This window comes from Pseudomonas sp. GW823-FHT03E05 (assembly GCF_058796855.1).
Genome location: NZ_JBXAJB010000002.1, coordinates 266,991 through 281,622, shown reverse-complemented (window position 1 = coordinate 281,622; position 14,632 = coordinate 266,991). Strand labels below are relative to the sequence as shown.

15 protein-coding genes are annotated in these 14,632 nt (G+C 63.5%); 11 read left to right on the top strand and 4 right to left on the bottom strand.

Annotated elements, in window-relative coordinates:
* The first annotated feature begins 79 nt into the window (after positions 1 to 79).
* From AC1RCO_RS08965 to AC1RCO_RS08955, 3 genes are read left to right on the top strand one after another with little or no spacing between them, the layout of a single operon-like run.
* Positions 80 to 577, top strand: coding sequence for a hypothetical protein (locus AC1RCO_RS08965; protein ID WP_011059846.1), 498 nt, complete (start codon positions 80 to 82; stop codon positions 575 to 577).
* A gap of 33 nt (positions 578 to 610) precedes the next feature.
* The gene (locus AC1RCO_RS08960; protein ID WP_011059847.1) at positions 611 to 1,387 is read left to right on the top strand and encodes a class II glutamine amidotransferase; all 777 of its coding nucleotides are present in this window, start codon (positions 611 to 613) and stop codon (positions 1,385 to 1,387) included.
* Between the two features lie 10 nt (positions 1,388 to 1,397).
* The gene (locus AC1RCO_RS08955) at positions 1,398 to 1,940 is read left to right on the top strand and encodes a DUF2937 family protein (protein ID WP_011059848.1); all 543 of its coding nucleotides are present in this window, start codon (positions 1,398 to 1,400) and stop codon (positions 1,938 to 1,940) included.
* 212 nt (positions 1,941 to 2,152) lie between these two features.
* On the opposite strand, the gene AC1RCO_RS08950 is transcribed toward AC1RCO_RS08955, so the two are convergent.
* On the bottom strand, positions 2,153 to 3,073 hold the full coding sequence (locus AC1RCO_RS08950; RefSeq protein ID WP_220223862.1) for a LysR family transcriptional regulator: 921 nt from the start codon (positions 3,071 to 3,073) through the stop codon (positions 2,153 to 2,155).
* A 137-nt stretch (positions 3,074 to 3,210) separates the two neighbouring features.
* Between AC1RCO_RS08950 and AC1RCO_RS08945 the strand changes: the two genes are divergently transcribed.
* The 4 genes from AC1RCO_RS08945 to AC1RCO_RS08930 all read left to right on the top strand — a co-directional run bounded on the left by AC1RCO_RS08945 (position 3,211) and on the right by AC1RCO_RS08930 (position 6,934).
* The gene (locus tag AC1RCO_RS08945; protein ID WP_011059850.1) at positions 3,211 to 4,494 is read left to right on the top strand and encodes an MFS transporter; all 1,284 of its coding nucleotides are present in this window, start codon (positions 3,211 to 3,213) and stop codon (positions 4,492 to 4,494) included.
* A gap of 72 nt (positions 4,495 to 4,566) precedes the next feature.
* A complete protein-coding gene (locus AC1RCO_RS08940; protein ID WP_011059851.1) occupies positions 4,567 to 5,319 on the top strand; it encodes a 5-oxoprolinase subunit PxpA in 753 nt (250 codons plus the stop codon).
* Positions 5,316 to 6,020, top strand: a complete 705-nt coding sequence (gene pxpB, locus AC1RCO_RS08935) for a 5-oxoprolinase subunit PxpB (protein WP_053156828.1) — start codon at positions 5,316 to 5,318, stop codon at positions 6,018 to 6,020. The genes AC1RCO_RS08940 and pxpB overlap by 4 nt, the downstream gene beginning before the upstream one ends.
* Positions 6,017 to 6,934 (top strand): 5-oxoprolinase subunit C family protein, encoded by a 918-nt coding sequence (locus tag AC1RCO_RS08930; RefSeq protein WP_019093317.1) that lies wholly within the window; start codon positions 6,017 to 6,019, stop codon positions 6,932 to 6,934. The genes pxpB and AC1RCO_RS08930 overlap by 4 nt, the downstream gene beginning before the upstream one ends.
* A gap of 71 nt (positions 6,935 to 7,005) precedes the next feature.
* Here AC1RCO_RS08930 and AC1RCO_RS08925 read toward each other — a convergent pair whose 3' ends face one another.
* From AC1RCO_RS08925 to AC1RCO_RS08915, 3 genes are all read right to left on the bottom strand, one after another.
* A complete protein-coding gene (locus tag AC1RCO_RS08925; protein ID WP_445495409.1) occupies positions 7,006 to 8,184 on the bottom strand; it encodes a vWA domain-containing protein in 1,179 nt (392 codons plus the stop codon).
* 12 nt (positions 8,185 to 8,196) lie between these two features.
* A complete protein-coding gene (locus AC1RCO_RS08920; RefSeq protein WP_011059855.1) occupies positions 8,197 to 9,042 on the bottom strand; it encodes an AAA family ATPase in 846 nt (281 codons plus the stop codon).
* Positions 9,043 to 9,185: 143 nt separating this feature from the next.
* Positions 9,186 to 10,262, bottom strand: a complete 1,077-nt coding sequence (locus tag AC1RCO_RS08915) for a DUF748 domain-containing protein (RefSeq protein ID WP_065364374.1) — start codon at positions 10,260 to 10,262, stop codon at positions 9,186 to 9,188.
* A 239-nt stretch (positions 10,263 to 10,501) separates the two neighbouring features.
* Between AC1RCO_RS08915 and cysK the strand changes: the two genes are divergently transcribed.
* The 4 genes from cysK to AC1RCO_RS08895 all read left to right on the top strand — a co-directional run bounded on the left by cysK (position 10,502) and on the right by AC1RCO_RS08895 (position 14,583).
* Entirely contained in the window at positions 10,502 to 11,476 is a 975-nt protein-coding gene (gene cysK, locus AC1RCO_RS08910) for a cysteine synthase A (protein WP_011059857.1), read from the top strand.
* 226 nt (positions 11,477 to 11,702) lie between these two features.
* Positions 11,703 to 12,641 carry an aspartyl/asparaginyl beta-hydroxylase domain-containing protein gene (locus tag AC1RCO_RS08905; protein ID WP_011059858.1) on the top strand — a complete coding sequence of 313 codons (939 nt, stop codon included), beginning with the start codon at positions 11,703 to 11,705 and terminating at the stop codon, positions 12,639 to 12,641.
* 352 nt (positions 12,642 to 12,993) lie between these two features.
* The gene (locus AC1RCO_RS08900) at positions 12,994 to 13,857 is read left to right on the top strand and encodes a DMT family transporter (RefSeq protein ID WP_019093320.1); all 864 of its coding nucleotides are present in this window, start codon (positions 12,994 to 12,996) and stop codon (positions 13,855 to 13,857) included.
* A gap of 348 nt (positions 13,858 to 14,205) precedes the next feature.
* Positions 14,206 to 14,583 carry a hypothetical protein gene (locus AC1RCO_RS08895; protein WP_053156843.1) on the top strand — a complete coding sequence of 126 codons (378 nt, stop codon included), beginning with the start codon at positions 14,206 to 14,208 and terminating at the stop codon, positions 14,581 to 14,583.
* Positions 14,584 to 14,632: the final 49 nt, after the last annotated feature.

The following is a 14,632-nucleotide window of genomic DNA, read 5'->3' as shown; positions in this document are numbered from 1 at the left end:
AAATGAGGGCTGGGCAGACGGCGGTGCAGCCTGACACGGCAAAAGTCGTTATCATAAGCGCCTCTTTGCCTGCCTTGCCATGGACACCATGACCGAGAACGACTATCTGATCGCCTGGGGGCTCTATGCCTTCGCCGCCTTGGGCTGCCTGCTGGTGTGGATGCGCCTGACCCGCTGGATGTGGCGCTGGCTGCGCGAGCCGCTGCGAGTGCTGGTGGCGGTGCTGCTGTTCAGCCCGACCATCATCGACCCGGTCAAGGAAAAATTTGCCCCGGCCGTGGCCATCACCGCCCTGGATATAGCCTTCAAGGTCGGCAACAACGCCTGGCGTGCGGTATCCGACCTGTTCATGTACGGCATGATCGCCTTTGGCGTCTACCTGCTGTTCGTGCTGATCCGCTGGCCCATCGAGCGCGCGGCCAGGGAGCGCCGGGAACGCAACGAAGCGGCGAAAGCTGCCGCCAAGGCTGCCGAAGTGGAGGATGACCAGCCCTTCGGTGGCGCCGGCAATGACCGTTACGGCCGCCAGCCTGCAGCCGGCACCCCCCTGAATACGCGGGTCGAACCGCGTTTGTAACGCTGCCCCCGGCATTGAAGCGAGAGTCCGAGCATGTGTGAGTTGTTGGGCATGAGCGCCAATGTACCGACCGATATCGTCTTCAGCTTTACCGGGCTGATGCAGCGCGGCGGCCGCACCGGCCCCCATCGCGACGGCTGGGGCATCGCTTTCTATGAAGGCCGCGGCCTGCGCCTGTTCCAGGACCCGGCGGCCAGCAGCGAGTCGGAAGTGGCCAACCTGGTTCAGCGTTACCCGATCAAGAGCGAAGTGGTGATCGGCCATATCCGCCAGGCCAACGTCGGCAAGGTCTGCCTGGCCAATACTCATCCTTTTGTCCGCGAGCTGTGGGGCCGCAACTGGTGCTTTGCGCACAATGGCCAGTTGGCGGATTTCCAGCCCCAGGCCAGCTTCTACCGCCCGGTAGGCGATACCGACAGCGAAGCGGCTTTCTGTGACCTGCTGAACCGGGTGCGGGCCGCCTTTCCCGAGCCGGTGGAAATCGAGGAGCTGCTGCCGACCCTGATCCAGGCCTGCAGCGAATACCGCAGCAAGGGCGTGTTCAACGGCCTGCTCAGCGACGGTGACTGGCTGTTCTGCTATTGCTCGACCAAACTGGCGCAGATCACCCGGCGCGCCCCATTCGGCCCGGCGCGGCTGAAGGATGTGGATGTGATCGTCGACTTCCAGGCCGAAACCACGCCCAACGACGTGGTCACGGTGATCGCCACTGAACCCTTGACCGAAAACGAAACCTGGACCCGCTACCAGCCGGGCCAGTGGAGCCTGTGGCGGCGCGGTGAATGCGTCAGCCATGGCCAGACCGAATAAGGACATCCCTATGTTGCTCAGTTATCTGCGGCTGGTGCTGTTCGCCGCCGGCCTGTTGATCGGTGTGCAAGTGCCGGGTTTCATCAGTGATTACGCCAAGCGCGTCGAGGCGCATCTGATCGAGTCGCAGCACAGCCTGCAGGGCTTCCAGGGCACCGCGCAGCAGTTCTTCAAGGGCGACATGAACGCCCTGGTGGCCCATTACCGGGCCAGCGACGATCCGGTGTTTCGCAGCGATGCCGAGAGCCTGAGCGGCTTGCTCAGCCGCCAGCTGGCCCTGGACAAGCAATACCAGGCGATGCAGGGGCCCTGGTACATCCGCCTGCTGCAAGTGGCCCTGGCCCCCGACCCGGAAATCCGCAAGGAAACCTGGGACGGCTACAGCTACCAGATCCTGCTGACCCCGGAAGCCATGATCTGGGGTATCAGTGGCGCCTTGCTGCTGTCCTTCGGCCTGGAATGCCTGTACCGGCTGATCGACTGGGTAGTGCTGGGCGGCAAGCGCCTGCGCCAGAGCCGCCCGATTGAAGAGCGCGACCTCAAAGGCCTCTGACCCCCTGTAGGAGCCGGCTTGCCGGCGAAGGGGGCCGCGTGGCTTGCGCCTGACTGAAGATCGCCTTCGCTGGCAAGCCAGCTCCTACGGGAGCCGTATCGATTTTGTTTTCTGTGTAGGAGCCGGCTTGCCGGCGAAAGCGGCGCGCCTGACACACCGCTGCGCGCGGGTCGCTGGCAAGCCAGCTCCTACGAGGGGGGCGATGGCGATGTTCACTGGGGTTCGCTGAGCACCAGGTAATCCGCGCCGACCTTCTGCCCATAGCGCTGCACCACGCGCTGGCACAGCTCGACTATGTCCTCCACCAATTCCACTCCCACCCGCCACGACACCACCACTTGCAGGTTCGGCGGGCGCTGTTCGATGGCCAGCAGGGTCAGTTCGCCCCGGGCCAGTTCCTCGCGCACCAGCACCGGCGGCAGGGCGCCGATGCCGAAGCCGTCCCGCAGCAGGCGGGTGATGGCCGACACCGAGTTGACGCAGTTGAGCCGCGGCGCCAGCACGCCGTTGGCCTGCATCAGGCTCAGCACCTGCTGGTGAGGCAGGGAGTTCTTCGAGTAGGTGACGATCCGTTCCCGGGCCAGCTCGGCGACGTTGGCGTAGTCGCGGTTGTAGATCGAGTTGCTGGCGGCGATCCAGCCCATGGGATAGCTGGCCAGTTCCAGGCTGCGGATGCTTTCCTGGCGCAGCAGGTCGGTTTGCAGCACCAGGTCCAGAAAGCCCTTTTGCAACTGTTCGCACAGGTTCAGCGACGTGTCGGCCACCAGCTCGATTTCCACCTGCGGGTAGTGGTCCATCATCTCTGCCACCAGGGGGCTGAGCCAGGTGTGGATTACCGTGTCCATGACCCCGATGCGAATCCGTCCGACCTTGCTCGACGGCGCTTGGATGGACTGTTTCAGCACCTGCAGGGTGTCGAGCATCTGCTCGGCGTGCTCCAGCACCTTGACGCCTTCCGGGGTCAGGCTGACGCCCCGGGAGTCGCGCAGGAACAGCTTCACGCCCAGCTCGCCCTCCAGCACCGCGATGCGGCTGGAGATCGCCGCCTGGGTGGTAAAGAGTTTTTCCGCGGTGTGGCTGAAGCTCTTCAGCCGCGCGACCCAGACGAAGGTTTCGAGGAACTTGAGGTTCATGGGATCAACTTTTCTTATGCATAAGGGCAGTTTTTATTAGTTGGACGCAGTTGGCGCTCGAGCCGAAGAATGCGCCAACCCACGATATGCGTCGTCGGGGCCCAGAACAACACCAATAAATTACCCTGGAGATCGCCATGAGTGCGCCCGAAACACTGGCCGCCAAGGCCCCGCGCCGCGCCGGCCCGTTTGACTGGTACCGGGACATCAACCAGCAGGAGCGCCGGACATTCTGGAGCTGCAAGCTCGGTTATGGCCTGGATGGCATGGACACGCAGATGCTCAGTTTCGTGATCCCGACCCTGATCGCACTGTGGGGCATCACCTCCGCCGAAGCCGGGCTGATCCATACCAGTACCTTGCTGGCCTCCGCCCTGGGGGGCTGGATCGCCGGGATCCTCTCCGACCGCATTGGCCGGGTACGCACGTTGCAACTCACGGTCCTGTGGTTCGCATTCTTTACCTTTTTGTGTGGCCTGGCGCAGAACTACGAGCAGTTGCTGATCGCCCGGACCCTGATGGGCTTCGGCTTCGGTGGCGAGTGGACCGCCGGGGCGGTGCTGATCGGCGAGGTGATCCGTGCCAAGAACCGTGGCAAGGCGGTGGGCATGGTGCAGTCCGGCTGGGCCCTGGGCTGGGGCATAACGGCGTTGCTATATGCGCTGCTGTTCTCCCTGCTGCCGCCGGAAGACGCCTGGCGCGGGCTGTTCCTGCTGGGCATCCTGCCGGCGATCTTCGTGATTTTCGTCCGCCGCCTGGTCAAGGACCCTGAGGTCTATCGCCAAACCCGGGCCCGGGAAGAGCCCAGCAACCCGGCCCGGTTCTACGAGATCTTCGCCCCGGGGATCCTCAGCACCACCCTGCGCGCATCGCTGTTGGCGGCGGGGGCCCAGGGCGGCTACTACGCCATCACTTTCTGGCTGCCGACCTTCCTCAAGACCGAGCGCGGCCTGAGCGTGCTGAGCACCGGCGGCTACCTGGCCATGGTGATCTTCGGCTCCTACATGGGCTATGTGATCAGCGCCTACCTGACCGATATTCTCGGGCGCAAGAAGAACTTCGTACTGTTCGCCGCCGGCTCTTTCACCATCGTCCTGCTCTATACGCAAATGCCGGTGAGCAACGCGGTGATGCTCTGGCTGGGCTTTCCCCTGGGCTTTTTCGCCTCGGGCATCTTCAGCGGCATGGGAGCGTTCCTCACCGAACTGTTCCCCACCCGCATCCGCGGTTCCGGCCAGGGTTTCTGCTACAACAGCGGCCGGGCGCTGGCGGCGCTGTTCCCCCTGCTGATCGGCCTGCTCAGCCAGCATGTGCCGCTGGGCGCGGCCATCGGCACCTTTGCCGCGGTGTCCTACGGCGTGGTGGTGCTGGCAGCCTTGAGCCTGCCGGAAACCCGCGGCAAGGAACTTGAGGCACGCTAACTGATAATCTGCGGGGCATTGCCAGCGCTGCCCCGCAGCGGACCCCTTATAAAAAACACAGGAACACTGACCATGAGCCGCCTGTTATTGAATTGCGACATCGGCGAAAGCTTTGGCAACTGGACCCTGGGCCTGGATGCCGAAGTCATGCCCTTTATCGACTGCGCCAACATCGCCTGCGGTTTCCACGCCGGCGACCCGGGCATCATGCGCAAGACCGTGGCCCTGGCCCTGGCCAATGGCGTGCGCATCGGTGCGCACCCGGCCTACCAGGACCTGGCCGGCTTCGGCCGCCGCTCCATGAGCTACTCGCCCGAGGAGATCCAGGACCTGCTGCACTACCAGGTCGGAGCACTGGACGGCATCTGCCGGGCCCAGGGTGGCCGGGTCGAGTACGTCAAACCCCATGGCGCGATGTACAACGACATGATGGCCAAGCCTGCGCAACTGCGGGCGGTGATCCAGGCCGTGGCAGCCTACGACCCGCAACTGCCGCTGATGCTCATGGCCACCCGCGACAACAGCGCGGCCCAGGCCCTGGGCGATGAGTACGGCGTGACCCTGTGGTTCGAAGCCTTTGCCGACCGCGCCTACGACAACGCCGGGCATCTGGTGTCGCGGCAGTTGCCGGGGGCGGTGCACCATGACGCGCAAACCATCCTCCAGCAGGCCCTGACCATCGCCCGCGGCGAGCCCCTGGCCGCCAGCGACGGCAGCGCCTTGCTGCTGCACGCCAACACACTGTGCGTGCATGGCGACAACGCCAGTTCGGTGGCGGCGGTGCAGCGCATTCGCGAGGCCCTGAACCAGCAGTCCGGCCTATGAAGCCACAGGTTGAAGTAGTCGCCATCGACTGCCTGATGGTGCGGCTGTTCGAGGTGATCGCCGAGGACAACATGCCCTGGATGCTGGCCGCCGCCGAAGGGCTGCGGCGGGCCTTCGGCGAGTCTCTGGTCGACCTGGTGCCGTCCTATACCACGCTGATGGTGCATTACGATTTGCTGGCCCTGAGCCCGTCCGAGGCCCGGCAGCGGATCGAGATCGCCTTGGCCGACCTGGCGCCCGGCACCACCCAGGCCGGGCGCGAGCACGTGCTGCCGGTGTGGTACGACCTCAGTGTCGGGCCGGAACTGGTGCTGTTGTCCCGGCGCAGCGGGCTGTCGGTGGCCGAGGTGATCGAGCGTCACAGCCAGCGTGAATATCAAGTGTTTGCCTTGGGCTTCGCTCCCGGGTTTGCCTTCATGGGGCTGGTGGAGGAGGCACTCGCGGCGCCGCGGCTGAACACCCCGCGCAAGCGGGTGGCGGCGGGCAGTGTGGGGATCGCCGAACGGCAGACCGCGGCTTACCCGGTGGTATCACCCGGGGGCTGGAACCTGATCGGCCGCACCCCGAGCCGGTTGTTCGATCGCGAGCGCGACGGCTACAGCCTGATGCAACCGGGGGACCGGGTGCGCTTTGCCCCAGTGGAGCGGGCCGAGTTCCTGCGCCTGGGGGGCGATGACACGCCACTGGAGGTGCCGGCATGAGCCGACTGACGATCGAGGCCAGCACCCCGCTGTGCCTGCTGCAGGATGCCGGGCGCTTTGGCGTGCGCCACCTGGGCGTGACCCAGGGCGGGGCGCTGGACTGGGTGTCGATGTCCTGGGCCAACTGGCTGCTGGGCAATGCCCTGGATGCGCCGGTGGTGGAAATTACCCTGGGCGGTTTCACCCTGCAGGCCGAGGACTATTGCCTGCTGGCTTTGGCCGGGGCTGATCTTGGGGCCTATGTGGATGAGCGGCCTTTGACCCCGGGGCGCAGTTTCATCCTGCAAAAGGGCCAGCGGCTGCGATTCACCCAGCCATTTTCTGGGGCCCGGGCCTATCTGGCCGCCCCTGGCGGTTTCGACGCGCCCAAGGTGTTGGGCAGTTGCGCCAGCGTGTTGCGTGAAGCCCTGGGTGGCCCCGATGGTTATGGCCGCGCCCTGAGCGAGGGTGGGGTGTTGAGTTATTCGGGAGCTGGCGGTGCGCTCAAGAGCCTGTCGGCGGAGCAACTGCCGGATTGGCAATCCGCTGCACCGCTGGAGGTGATCCTGGGTGCGCAGATCGGCCAGTTCAGCGGTTTGAGCCTGTTCGATGCCTTCAATAGCAGTTGGAGCCTGGACAGCCGGGCCGACCGCATGGGCGCGCGCTTGCTCGGGCCGGTCTTGCAGTACCAGGGCCGGCCGATGATTTCCGAGGGCATTCCCCTGGGGGCGATCCAGGTGCCGCCGGACGGCCAGCCGATCATCCTGCTCAATGACCGGCAGACCATTGGCGGCTATCCACGGCTGGGGGCGTTGACCCCGCTGTCCCTGGCGCGGTTGGCGCAGTGCCTGCCGGGCAGCGAAGTGCGCCTGGCGCCGGTGGTACAGGAAACGGCGCATCGGCAGCAGGTGGCGTTCCTGCGCCGGTTCGGGTGAGGGGCTGAAAGCTTCGCCGGCAAGCCGGCTCCTACATCGCCCTGTAGGAGCCGGCTTGCTGGCGAACGGGTTTATTTGGACAGGAAGCGCATGCCTTCTTCCAGGCCACGCAGGGTCAGGGGGTACATCTGGTCTTCGATCAACTCGCGAACGATATTGGTCGAAGCGGTGTAGCCCCAGGTGTCCTTGGGATAGGGATTGATCCAGATGAGCTTCTTGTACTTCTCCATGAAGCGCTGCATCCACACGTAGCCGGCTTCTTCGTTCCAGTGCTCCACGCTGCCGCCGGCCTGGGTGATTTCATAGGGCGCCATGGCGGCATCCCCGACGAAGATCACTTTGTAGTCGGCGCCGTACTTGTGCAGCAGGTCCTGGGTCGAGGTGCGCTCGGAGCCGCGGCGCATGTTGTTCTTCCACACCGACTCATAGATGAAGTTGTGGAAGTAGTAGTACTCCAGGTGCTTGAACTCGGTCTTGCAGGCCGAGAACAGTTCCTCGCAGATCTTCACGTGGGCATCCATGGAGCCGCCGATGTCGAACAGCAACAGCAACTTGATGCTGTTGCGCCGTTCCGGGCGCATCTGGATGTTCAGCAGCCCGGCATCCCGGGCGGTGTGGTCGATGGTGCCGTCGATGTCCAGCTCCTCCGCCGCACCCTGGCGTGCGAACTTGCGCAGCCGGCGCAGGGCCACCTTGATGTTGCGGGTGCCCAGTTCCACCGAGTCGTCGAGGTTCTTGTACTCGCGCTGGTCCCAGACTTTCACCGCCTTGCCCTGGCGCTTGCCGGCATCGCCGACGCGGATGCCTTCCGGGTTGAAGCCACCGGAGCCGAACGGGCTGGTGCCGCCGGTGCCGATCCACTTGTTGCCGCCGGCATGGCGTTCCTTCTGTTCTTCCAGGCGTTTCTTGAACTCTTCGATGAGCTTGTCCAGGCCGCCCAGGGACTGGATCTGCGCCCGCTCTTCATCCGTCAGCGAGCGCTCGAACTCCTTGCGCAGCCAATCCTCGGGGATCAGCGCCTGCAGGTGGTCGTCGAGTTTTTCCAGGCCGTTGAAGTAGGCGCCGAAGGCCCGGTCGAACTTGTCGAAATGCCGTTCGTCCTTCACCAGGATCGTCCGGGCGAGGTAGTAGAACTCGTCCATGTCGGCGAAGGTCACGCGCTGCTTGAGCGCGTTGATCAGGTCCAGCAGCTCGCGCACCGACACCGGCACCTTGGCCGCGCGCATTTCATTGAACAGGTTGAGCAGCATGGCATCAGCCTCTTAACGACTACCGCGACGGCTCATGAACGCCAGGCGTTCGAGCAATTGCACATCCTGCTCGTTCTTCACCAGGGCGCCGGCCAGGGGCGGGATGGCCTTGGTCGGATCGCGCTCGCGCAGCACCGCTTCGCCGATGTTGTCGGCCATCAGCAGCTTGAGCCAGTCCACCAGTTCCGAGGTCGAGGGCTTCTTCTTCAGGCCCGGCACTTTGCGCACATCGAAGAACACGTCCAGGGCTTCGCTGACCAGGTCCTTCTTGATGTCCGGGTAGTGCACATCGACGATCTTCTGCAGGGTGGTGCGGTCGGGGAAGGCGATGTAGTGGAAGAAGCAGCGACGCAGGAAGGCGTCCGGCAGCTCTTTCTCGTTGTTGGAGGTAATGATGATGATCGGCCGCTGCTTGGCCTTGATGGTCTCGTCGATCTCGTAGACGTAGAACTCCATCTTGTCGAGTTCCTGCAGCAGGTCGTTGGGGAACTCGATGTCGGCCTTGTCGATCTCGTCGATCAGCAGGATCACCCGCTCCTCGGATTCGAAGGCTTCCCACAGCTTGCCCTTCTTCAGGTAGTTGCGGATGTCGTGCACCTTGTCCACGCCCAGTTGCGAATCGCGCAGGCGGCTGACCGCGTCGTACTCGTACAGGCCCTGGTGGGCCTTGGTGGTGGACTTGATGTGCCAGGTGATCAGCTTGGCGCCGAAGGATTCGGCCAGTTGCTCGGCAAGCATGGTCTTGCCGGTGCCGGGTTCGCCCTTGACCAGCAGCGGACGCTCCAGGGTGATGGCGGCATTGACTGCCAGCTTCAGGTCATCGGTGGCGACATATGCGCTGGTGCCTTCGAACTTCATCTGCAATTCCTCGAACGGTGACGGCGAGCTGCCCGGGGCAGGTCGATTGAATGGGGAGTGATGGCGCGACTATAACGCGCTGCCCGGTCGACTGTGAACGTGGACGCCCCATTCAGTCTCTGAATGGAGCGTCACGGGGTGACTCAGTCAGGCGACGGCTTGGGCTGCTCGTAGCGGGCATTGAAGGCCTGGATGAAACCGTTGCGCAAGATCTGCAAAAACGCCTGGAACGCGCTGATATCTTGCTGGTGCACGCTGCCACTGAGCTCGACCCGGGTGGCGAACTGGTTCTTGCGCTGGTTCTTCAGGAGGTTTTCCCCGGCGCCCACCAGGGCCTCCCACACCGAGCGGAAAATGCTCTTGTTGCGGTTCTCCACGTCCTGCTGCCAGTTGAAGACTTCCACGTCCCGCAACAGCGGCTTGATATAGCCGTGCAACTGGCCCTTCTCGGCCTGGGCTTCGATCACCACGTCACCGTGCCCGGCATTGAAGTCGAACTTGCCGTAGGCCGAGGCGAAGTCGTTGAAGCGCTTGAGCTCGATATCCCGGGCCCGCAGGCGGAACTCGAAGTTCTCGAAGTTGCTCAAGGGGTCGAAGGTGGCGGTGCTTTCCATGGGCGCCTGGCCCTGGAGCAGGGCCTTGCCGTCGAAGCGCGCATCGCGCTTGCCCTGGGTGTCCACCACGTTGGTCAGGTTGTAGAAGCTGGCGTTGACCTGGGTCGCGCCGATGTTCACCGGCGGCTTGGAGCTGAAGTTGCGAAAGTGGATCTTGCCGTCATCGATCCGCAGTTCGTCGAGGGTGATGGGCAGCAGCTTGCCCAGTTGGGCTCGCCAGTCGGTGCCCTCACCGGTCTGCGATGCCTGCTTGTCGGCCCCGCCGTCGACGAAGTTCAGCTCCGGCTGGATGAACTGCACCTTGGCCACTACCGCGTGGTCGTACCACAGCGAATGCCAGCTCACCGAGAGGTCGATCAGCGGCGCCTTGACGAAGGGCACCGGCACCTTGCCGCTGACCTTGACGATCTCCAGGCCATTGATGCGGTAGGCGCCGCGCCACAGGGCCAGGTCAATGTCGCTGATGCGTCCGCGGTAGTCGCCCATGTCCGCCAGCTTGTCGTTCAAGTAGTCGCGCACCAGGTAGGGCAGGGCGATATGCAGGGCCACCAGCAGCACCACCAGGCTTGCCAGGACCCACAGGGGCCAACGGTAACGAGCTTTCATGATCAGCAGCCTCCAGCCGTATACAGGCATTGACTGCGTCCGTTGGCAGACGTTCGAGTCAATGTTCCCGGGGTGGCCTGGGGCGCAGGTTCGGGGAACGCAGGAGCCGGGCCATGAACTCGGCGTCGCTGATGTGTGTCTTGCATAGGCCCGACTGGCCCGGGTGTTGCGCGACTGGACGCTCAAGGGCGCCAGGCATACCCTTGGGGACTTCTTCACTGCTGCATAAGGACCCAGCCATGAGCCGAATTTTTGCTGATAACGCCCATTCCATCGGCAATACGCCCTTGGTGCAGATCAACCGCATCGCCCCGCGCGGGGTGACCATCCTGGCCAAGATCGAAGGACGCAACCCGGGCTATTCGGTGAAGTGCCGGATCGGCGCGAACATGATCTGGGACGCCGAAAGCAGCGGCAAGCTCAAGCCGGGCATGACCATCGTCGAGCCCACGTCGGGCAACACCGGGATCGGCCTGGCCTTCGTCGCCGCCGCCCGTGGCTACAAGCTGATGCTGACCATGCCGGCGTCCATGAGCATCGAGCGGCGCAAGGTGCTCAAGGCCCTGGGCGCCGAGCTGGTGCTCACCGAGCCGGCCAAGGGCATGAAGGGGGCGATCGAAAAGGCGGCGGAAATCGTTGCCAGCGACCCGGCCAGGTACTTCATGCCGCAGCAGTTCGATAACCCGGCCAACCCGGCGATCCACGAAAAGACCACCGGTCCGGAAATCTGGAACGATACCGACGGCGCGGTGGACGTGCTGGTGGCCGGGGTTGGCACAGGGGGCACCATCAGCGGTGTGTCGCGCTACATCAAGAAGACCCAGGGCAAGCCGATTCTCTCGGTGGCGGTGGAGCCGGCGACTTCTCCGGTGATCACCCAGAAACTCGCCGGTGAAGAGATCAAGCCCAGCCCCCACAAGATCCAGGGCATCGGTGCCGGTTTCGTGCCCAGGAACCTGGACCTGGCGATGGTCGACCGGGTGGAGCTGGTGACCGATGAAGAGTCCAAGGCCATGGCCCTGCGGCTGATGCAGGAAGAGGGCATCCTCTGCGGCATCTCCTGCGGCGCGGCGATGGCGGTGGCGGTACGCCTGGCGGAAACCCCGGAAATGCAGGGCAAGACCATCGTGGTGATCCTGCCGGACTCCGGTGAGCGCTACCTGTCGAGCATGCTCTTCAGCGACCTGTTCACCGAGCAGGAAAACCAGCAGTAAGCACGGATCAGGCATTCGCCCGCAGGAGCCGGCTTGCCGGCGAATGCTGACCCATATCAGGCCAGGGCCTGGCTGCTTATGCTACTTAACGCCTTTGTTGCATAACCGTTAACGCTGAATGTTGGGTTGTGCGGGTTTTTCCAGGGCCCAGGAGTGTTTATCATTGCCGGCTGCCAGGTCGGGTGAACGCTCCCCCTACAGGTGCCTATTTCCAAGGAGTCGTTGCATGAGCTTTTCCTTTACCGCCAAGGTCGCGGTGTTGTCGCTGTTCGTCGGCAGCATTCTCTACGTGCACCTGCGCGGCAAGGCGCGTCTGCCGGTACTGCGCCAGTTCGTCAACCATTCGGCGCTGTTCGCCCCCTATAACGCCCTGATGTACCTGTTCTCCGGGGTGCCTTCCAAGCCGTACCTGGACCGCAGCAAGTTTCCCGAGCTGGACATCCTGCGGGACAACTGGGAAGTGATCCGCGAAGAGGCCATGCACCTGTTCGACGAGGGTTACATCCGCGCCGCCGAGAAGAACAACGATGCCGGCTTCGGCTCGTTCTTCAAGAAGGGCTGGAAGCGCTTCTACCTCAAGTGGTACGACAAGCCGCTGCCCTCGGCCGAGGCCCTGTGCCCGAAGACCGTCGAGCTGGTGAGCGCGATTCCCAACGTCAAGGGCGCGATGTTCGCGCTGTTGCCCGGCGGCAGCCACCTCAACCCGCACCGCGATCCCTTCGCCGGTTCCCTGCGTTATCACCTGGGCCTGTCGACCCCCAACTCCGACGCCTGCCGGATCTTCGTCGATGGCCAGGAGTACGCCTGGCGCGACGGTGAAGACGTGATGTTCGACGAGACCTACGTGCATTGGGTGAAGAACGAAACCGAGATCACCCGGGTGATCCTATTCTGTGACATCGAGCGTCCGCTGAGCAGCCGCCTGATGACCCGCATCAACCGTTGGGTCAGCGCCCAACTGGGCCGCGCCACCGCGCCGCAGAACCTGGATGACGAGCGTGTCGGCGGGATCAACCAGGCCTACGCCTGGAGCAAGCGCTTCAGCGACAGCTTCAGTGGCGTGGTCAAGCAGTGGAAGCGCCGCCATCCCAAGCTGTACCGCATCCTGCGCCCGGTGCTGGCAGTGGTCGTGCTGGTAGTCCTGTGGAAGTGGCTGTTCGGATAAATCTTGCAATGAATATCGGGCGCTGGTTATATTCGGCGTCCGATGAGTCCAGCGACTCAGGTTTTTCCTCTCTCGAGAACCATCAGTACATGGCCTTTTCCCTTCTCAGCGCGGTAGTGGTTTCAGCGGTCAACGCTGGCGTCGTGCCGTGCGGGAATCAGCAGCCTGTGCAGATCGGTCATTACCCCCCACCTGTCAGTAGCACGCCGGTGTACGCAGTCGTATCACCGCCGGGCGTTGGCTTCTCGGGCTGATCAGCAACCGCTGCTGTTCCCTGCGCCCGCCTGAAAAAAACACTACTGAACTTCAGCCTCGGCTGAATTGGCTTCTTGCCTGATTACAGGTGGTTTTCATGTTGCTCATTTCAAAAAAGTCCGCGCTCGCGGCCGCTTCCACGAGCCTGTTCGTCCTGCTGTGGAGCAGTGGCGCCATCTTCTCCAAATGGGGCCTGGCCCACGCTTCACCCTTTGCCTTCCTGCTGCTGCGCTTCGTCATTGCCCTGATCGGCCTGATGCTGCTGGCGCCCCTGCTCAAGCTCAGGTTGCCCCGTGGGCGCCGGGCCATGGGCTTTGCCGTGGCCACCGGCCTGGTGCTGCTGGGGGCCTACCAGATCTTCTACATCCTGGCCCTGGACCTGAAGGTGACCCCTGGGGTCATGGCCACCATCATGGGGGTGCAGCCGATCCTCACGGTGGTGCTGATGGAGCGCCAGCGCTCCTGGAGCCGGCTGTTTGGCCTGAGCCTGGGGCTTGCCGGGCTGGTGATGGTGGTCTACCAGAGCATCGGCCTGGCGGGGATGTCCATCACCGGCATGCTGTGCGGGCTGCTGGCCCTGGTCAGCATGACCGCCGGTTCGATCATGCAGAAACGCATCACCGACAATCCCCTGGGCACGCTGCCGGTGCAGTACCTGGCAGGGCTGCTGCTGTGCGCGCTGTTCGTGCCGTTCCAGCCGTTTCACTTCGAGCACAGTGCAGGTTTCGTGATTCCACTGCTGTGGATGGGGCTGGTGGTGTCGGTGCTGGCCACGCTGTTGCTGTATCGGCTGATTGCCCAGGGCAACCTGGTGAATGTCACCAGCCTGTTCTACCTGGTGCCCGCGGTGACCGCGCTGATGGACTACCTGTTCTTCGGCAACCGCCTGGGGCTGCTGAGCCTGGTGGGCATGGGCCTGATCATCGTCGGGCTGGTGTTCGTGTTCCGCAAGCAGCCTTGACCGCCCTGGGCGGCGTGAGCTCTGCGCGCCGTCGCTGACGACACCGGCCGGGTGCAATGCCCGGTCGGTTGTTTTCCCTATTTATGGCATGAAGGGTCGACTTTTATGTCGAATGGTGGCCATATGGCATCATTGTCGAAAAGGTACTCGCCAACTGCATTGGGATAGGGCTTCAGCGCCGCGTGAGGCAGCTCGAAGAGTCGCCTGAGCAACGCTTGCAGGTGATTTTGATAACCAGTTGATTGGACTTCTTTTCTAATGCTTCCAAACAGTCCATCAGACTTTTCTCAAAATCTAAAGCCCGTACCTAGACTGACGATACAGTCCTTACACACAAGGAGAGTCAGGATGAACGTAGCGCTTGCTTCCACTGCTTTGAGTCTGTTCCTTGGGCTATCGGGCAGTTGCCTTGCCGCCACTCCCTCAGGGCAAGGCATCATCCGTTTTTACGGCAAGATCGTAGAGTCCAACTGCACCTCCAATGCTGCCAGCGATGGGCTGAACTTGCGGCAGTGCCCTCAGGGCTCGCGCGGGGGATCCATTGACGTTCGGCGGGTCGGCCCGCTGGCCAGCGCCAGCGGCCCGGGAAACTCCGTAGTCAAGGTCAAGCTCCTGGCCGACAGCGGGCGCGAGGGGCGCTATTACGACCAGCACTATGCCGTTATCGACCAGGCCGGCAAGGCCGTGACCTCGGGCGCCTACCTGATCACCCTGAGTGTTCCTTGAAGCCGCAGCCGTCGGCAGCCTCTGGCCATAGCACGCCAAGCTGAGGGCC

Coding starts and splice junctions, on each gene's coding strand:
- AC1RCO_RS08965 (WP_011059846.1), top strand. CDS start 80: ATGGACACCATGACCGAGAACGACTATCTGATCGCCTGGGGGCTCTAT.
- AC1RCO_RS08960 (WP_011059847.1), top strand. CDS start 611: ATGTGTGAGTTGTTGGGCATGAGCGCCAATGTACCGACCGATATCGTC.
- AC1RCO_RS08955 (WP_011059848.1), top strand. CDS start 1,398: ATGTTGCTCAGTTATCTGCGGCTGGTGCTGTTCGCCGCCGGCCTGTTG.
- AC1RCO_RS08950 (WP_220223862.1), bottom strand. CDS start 3,073: ATGAACCTCAAGTTCCTCGAAACCTTCGTCTGGGTCGCGCGGCTGAAG.
- AC1RCO_RS08945 (WP_011059850.1), top strand. CDS start 3,211: ATGAGTGCGCCCGAAACACTGGCCGCCAAGGCCCCGCGCCGCGCCGGC.
- AC1RCO_RS08940 (WP_011059851.1), top strand. CDS start 4,567: ATGAGCCGCCTGTTATTGAATTGCGACATCGGCGAAAGCTTTGGCAAC.
- pxpB (WP_053156828.1), top strand. CDS start 5,316: ATGAAGCCACAGGTTGAAGTAGTCGCCATCGACTGCCTGATGGTGCGG.
- AC1RCO_RS08930 (WP_019093317.1), top strand. CDS start 6,017: ATGAGCCGACTGACGATCGAGGCCAGCACCCCGCTGTGCCTGCTGCAG.
- AC1RCO_RS08925 (WP_445495409.1), bottom strand. CDS start 8,184: ATGCTGCTCAACCTGTTCAATGAAATGCGCGCGGCCAAGGTGCCGGTG.
- AC1RCO_RS08920 (WP_011059855.1), bottom strand. CDS start 9,042: ATGAAGTTCGAAGGCACCAGCGCATATGTCGCCACCGATGACCTGAAG.
- AC1RCO_RS08915 (WP_065364374.1), bottom strand. CDS start 10,262: ATGAAAGCTCGTTACCGTTGGCCCCTGTGGGTCCTGGCAAGCCTGGTG.
- cysK (WP_011059857.1), top strand. CDS start 10,502: ATGAGCCGAATTTTTGCTGATAACGCCCATTCCATCGGCAATACGCCC.
- AC1RCO_RS08905 (WP_011059858.1), top strand. CDS start 11,703: ATGAGCTTTTCCTTTACCGCCAAGGTCGCGGTGTTGTCGCTGTTCGTC.
- AC1RCO_RS08900 (WP_019093320.1), top strand. CDS start 12,994: ATGTTGCTCATTTCAAAAAAGTCCGCGCTCGCGGCCGCTTCCACGAGC.
- AC1RCO_RS08895 (WP_053156843.1), top strand. CDS start 14,206: ATGAACGTAGCGCTTGCTTCCACTGCTTTGAGTCTGTTCCTTGGGCTA.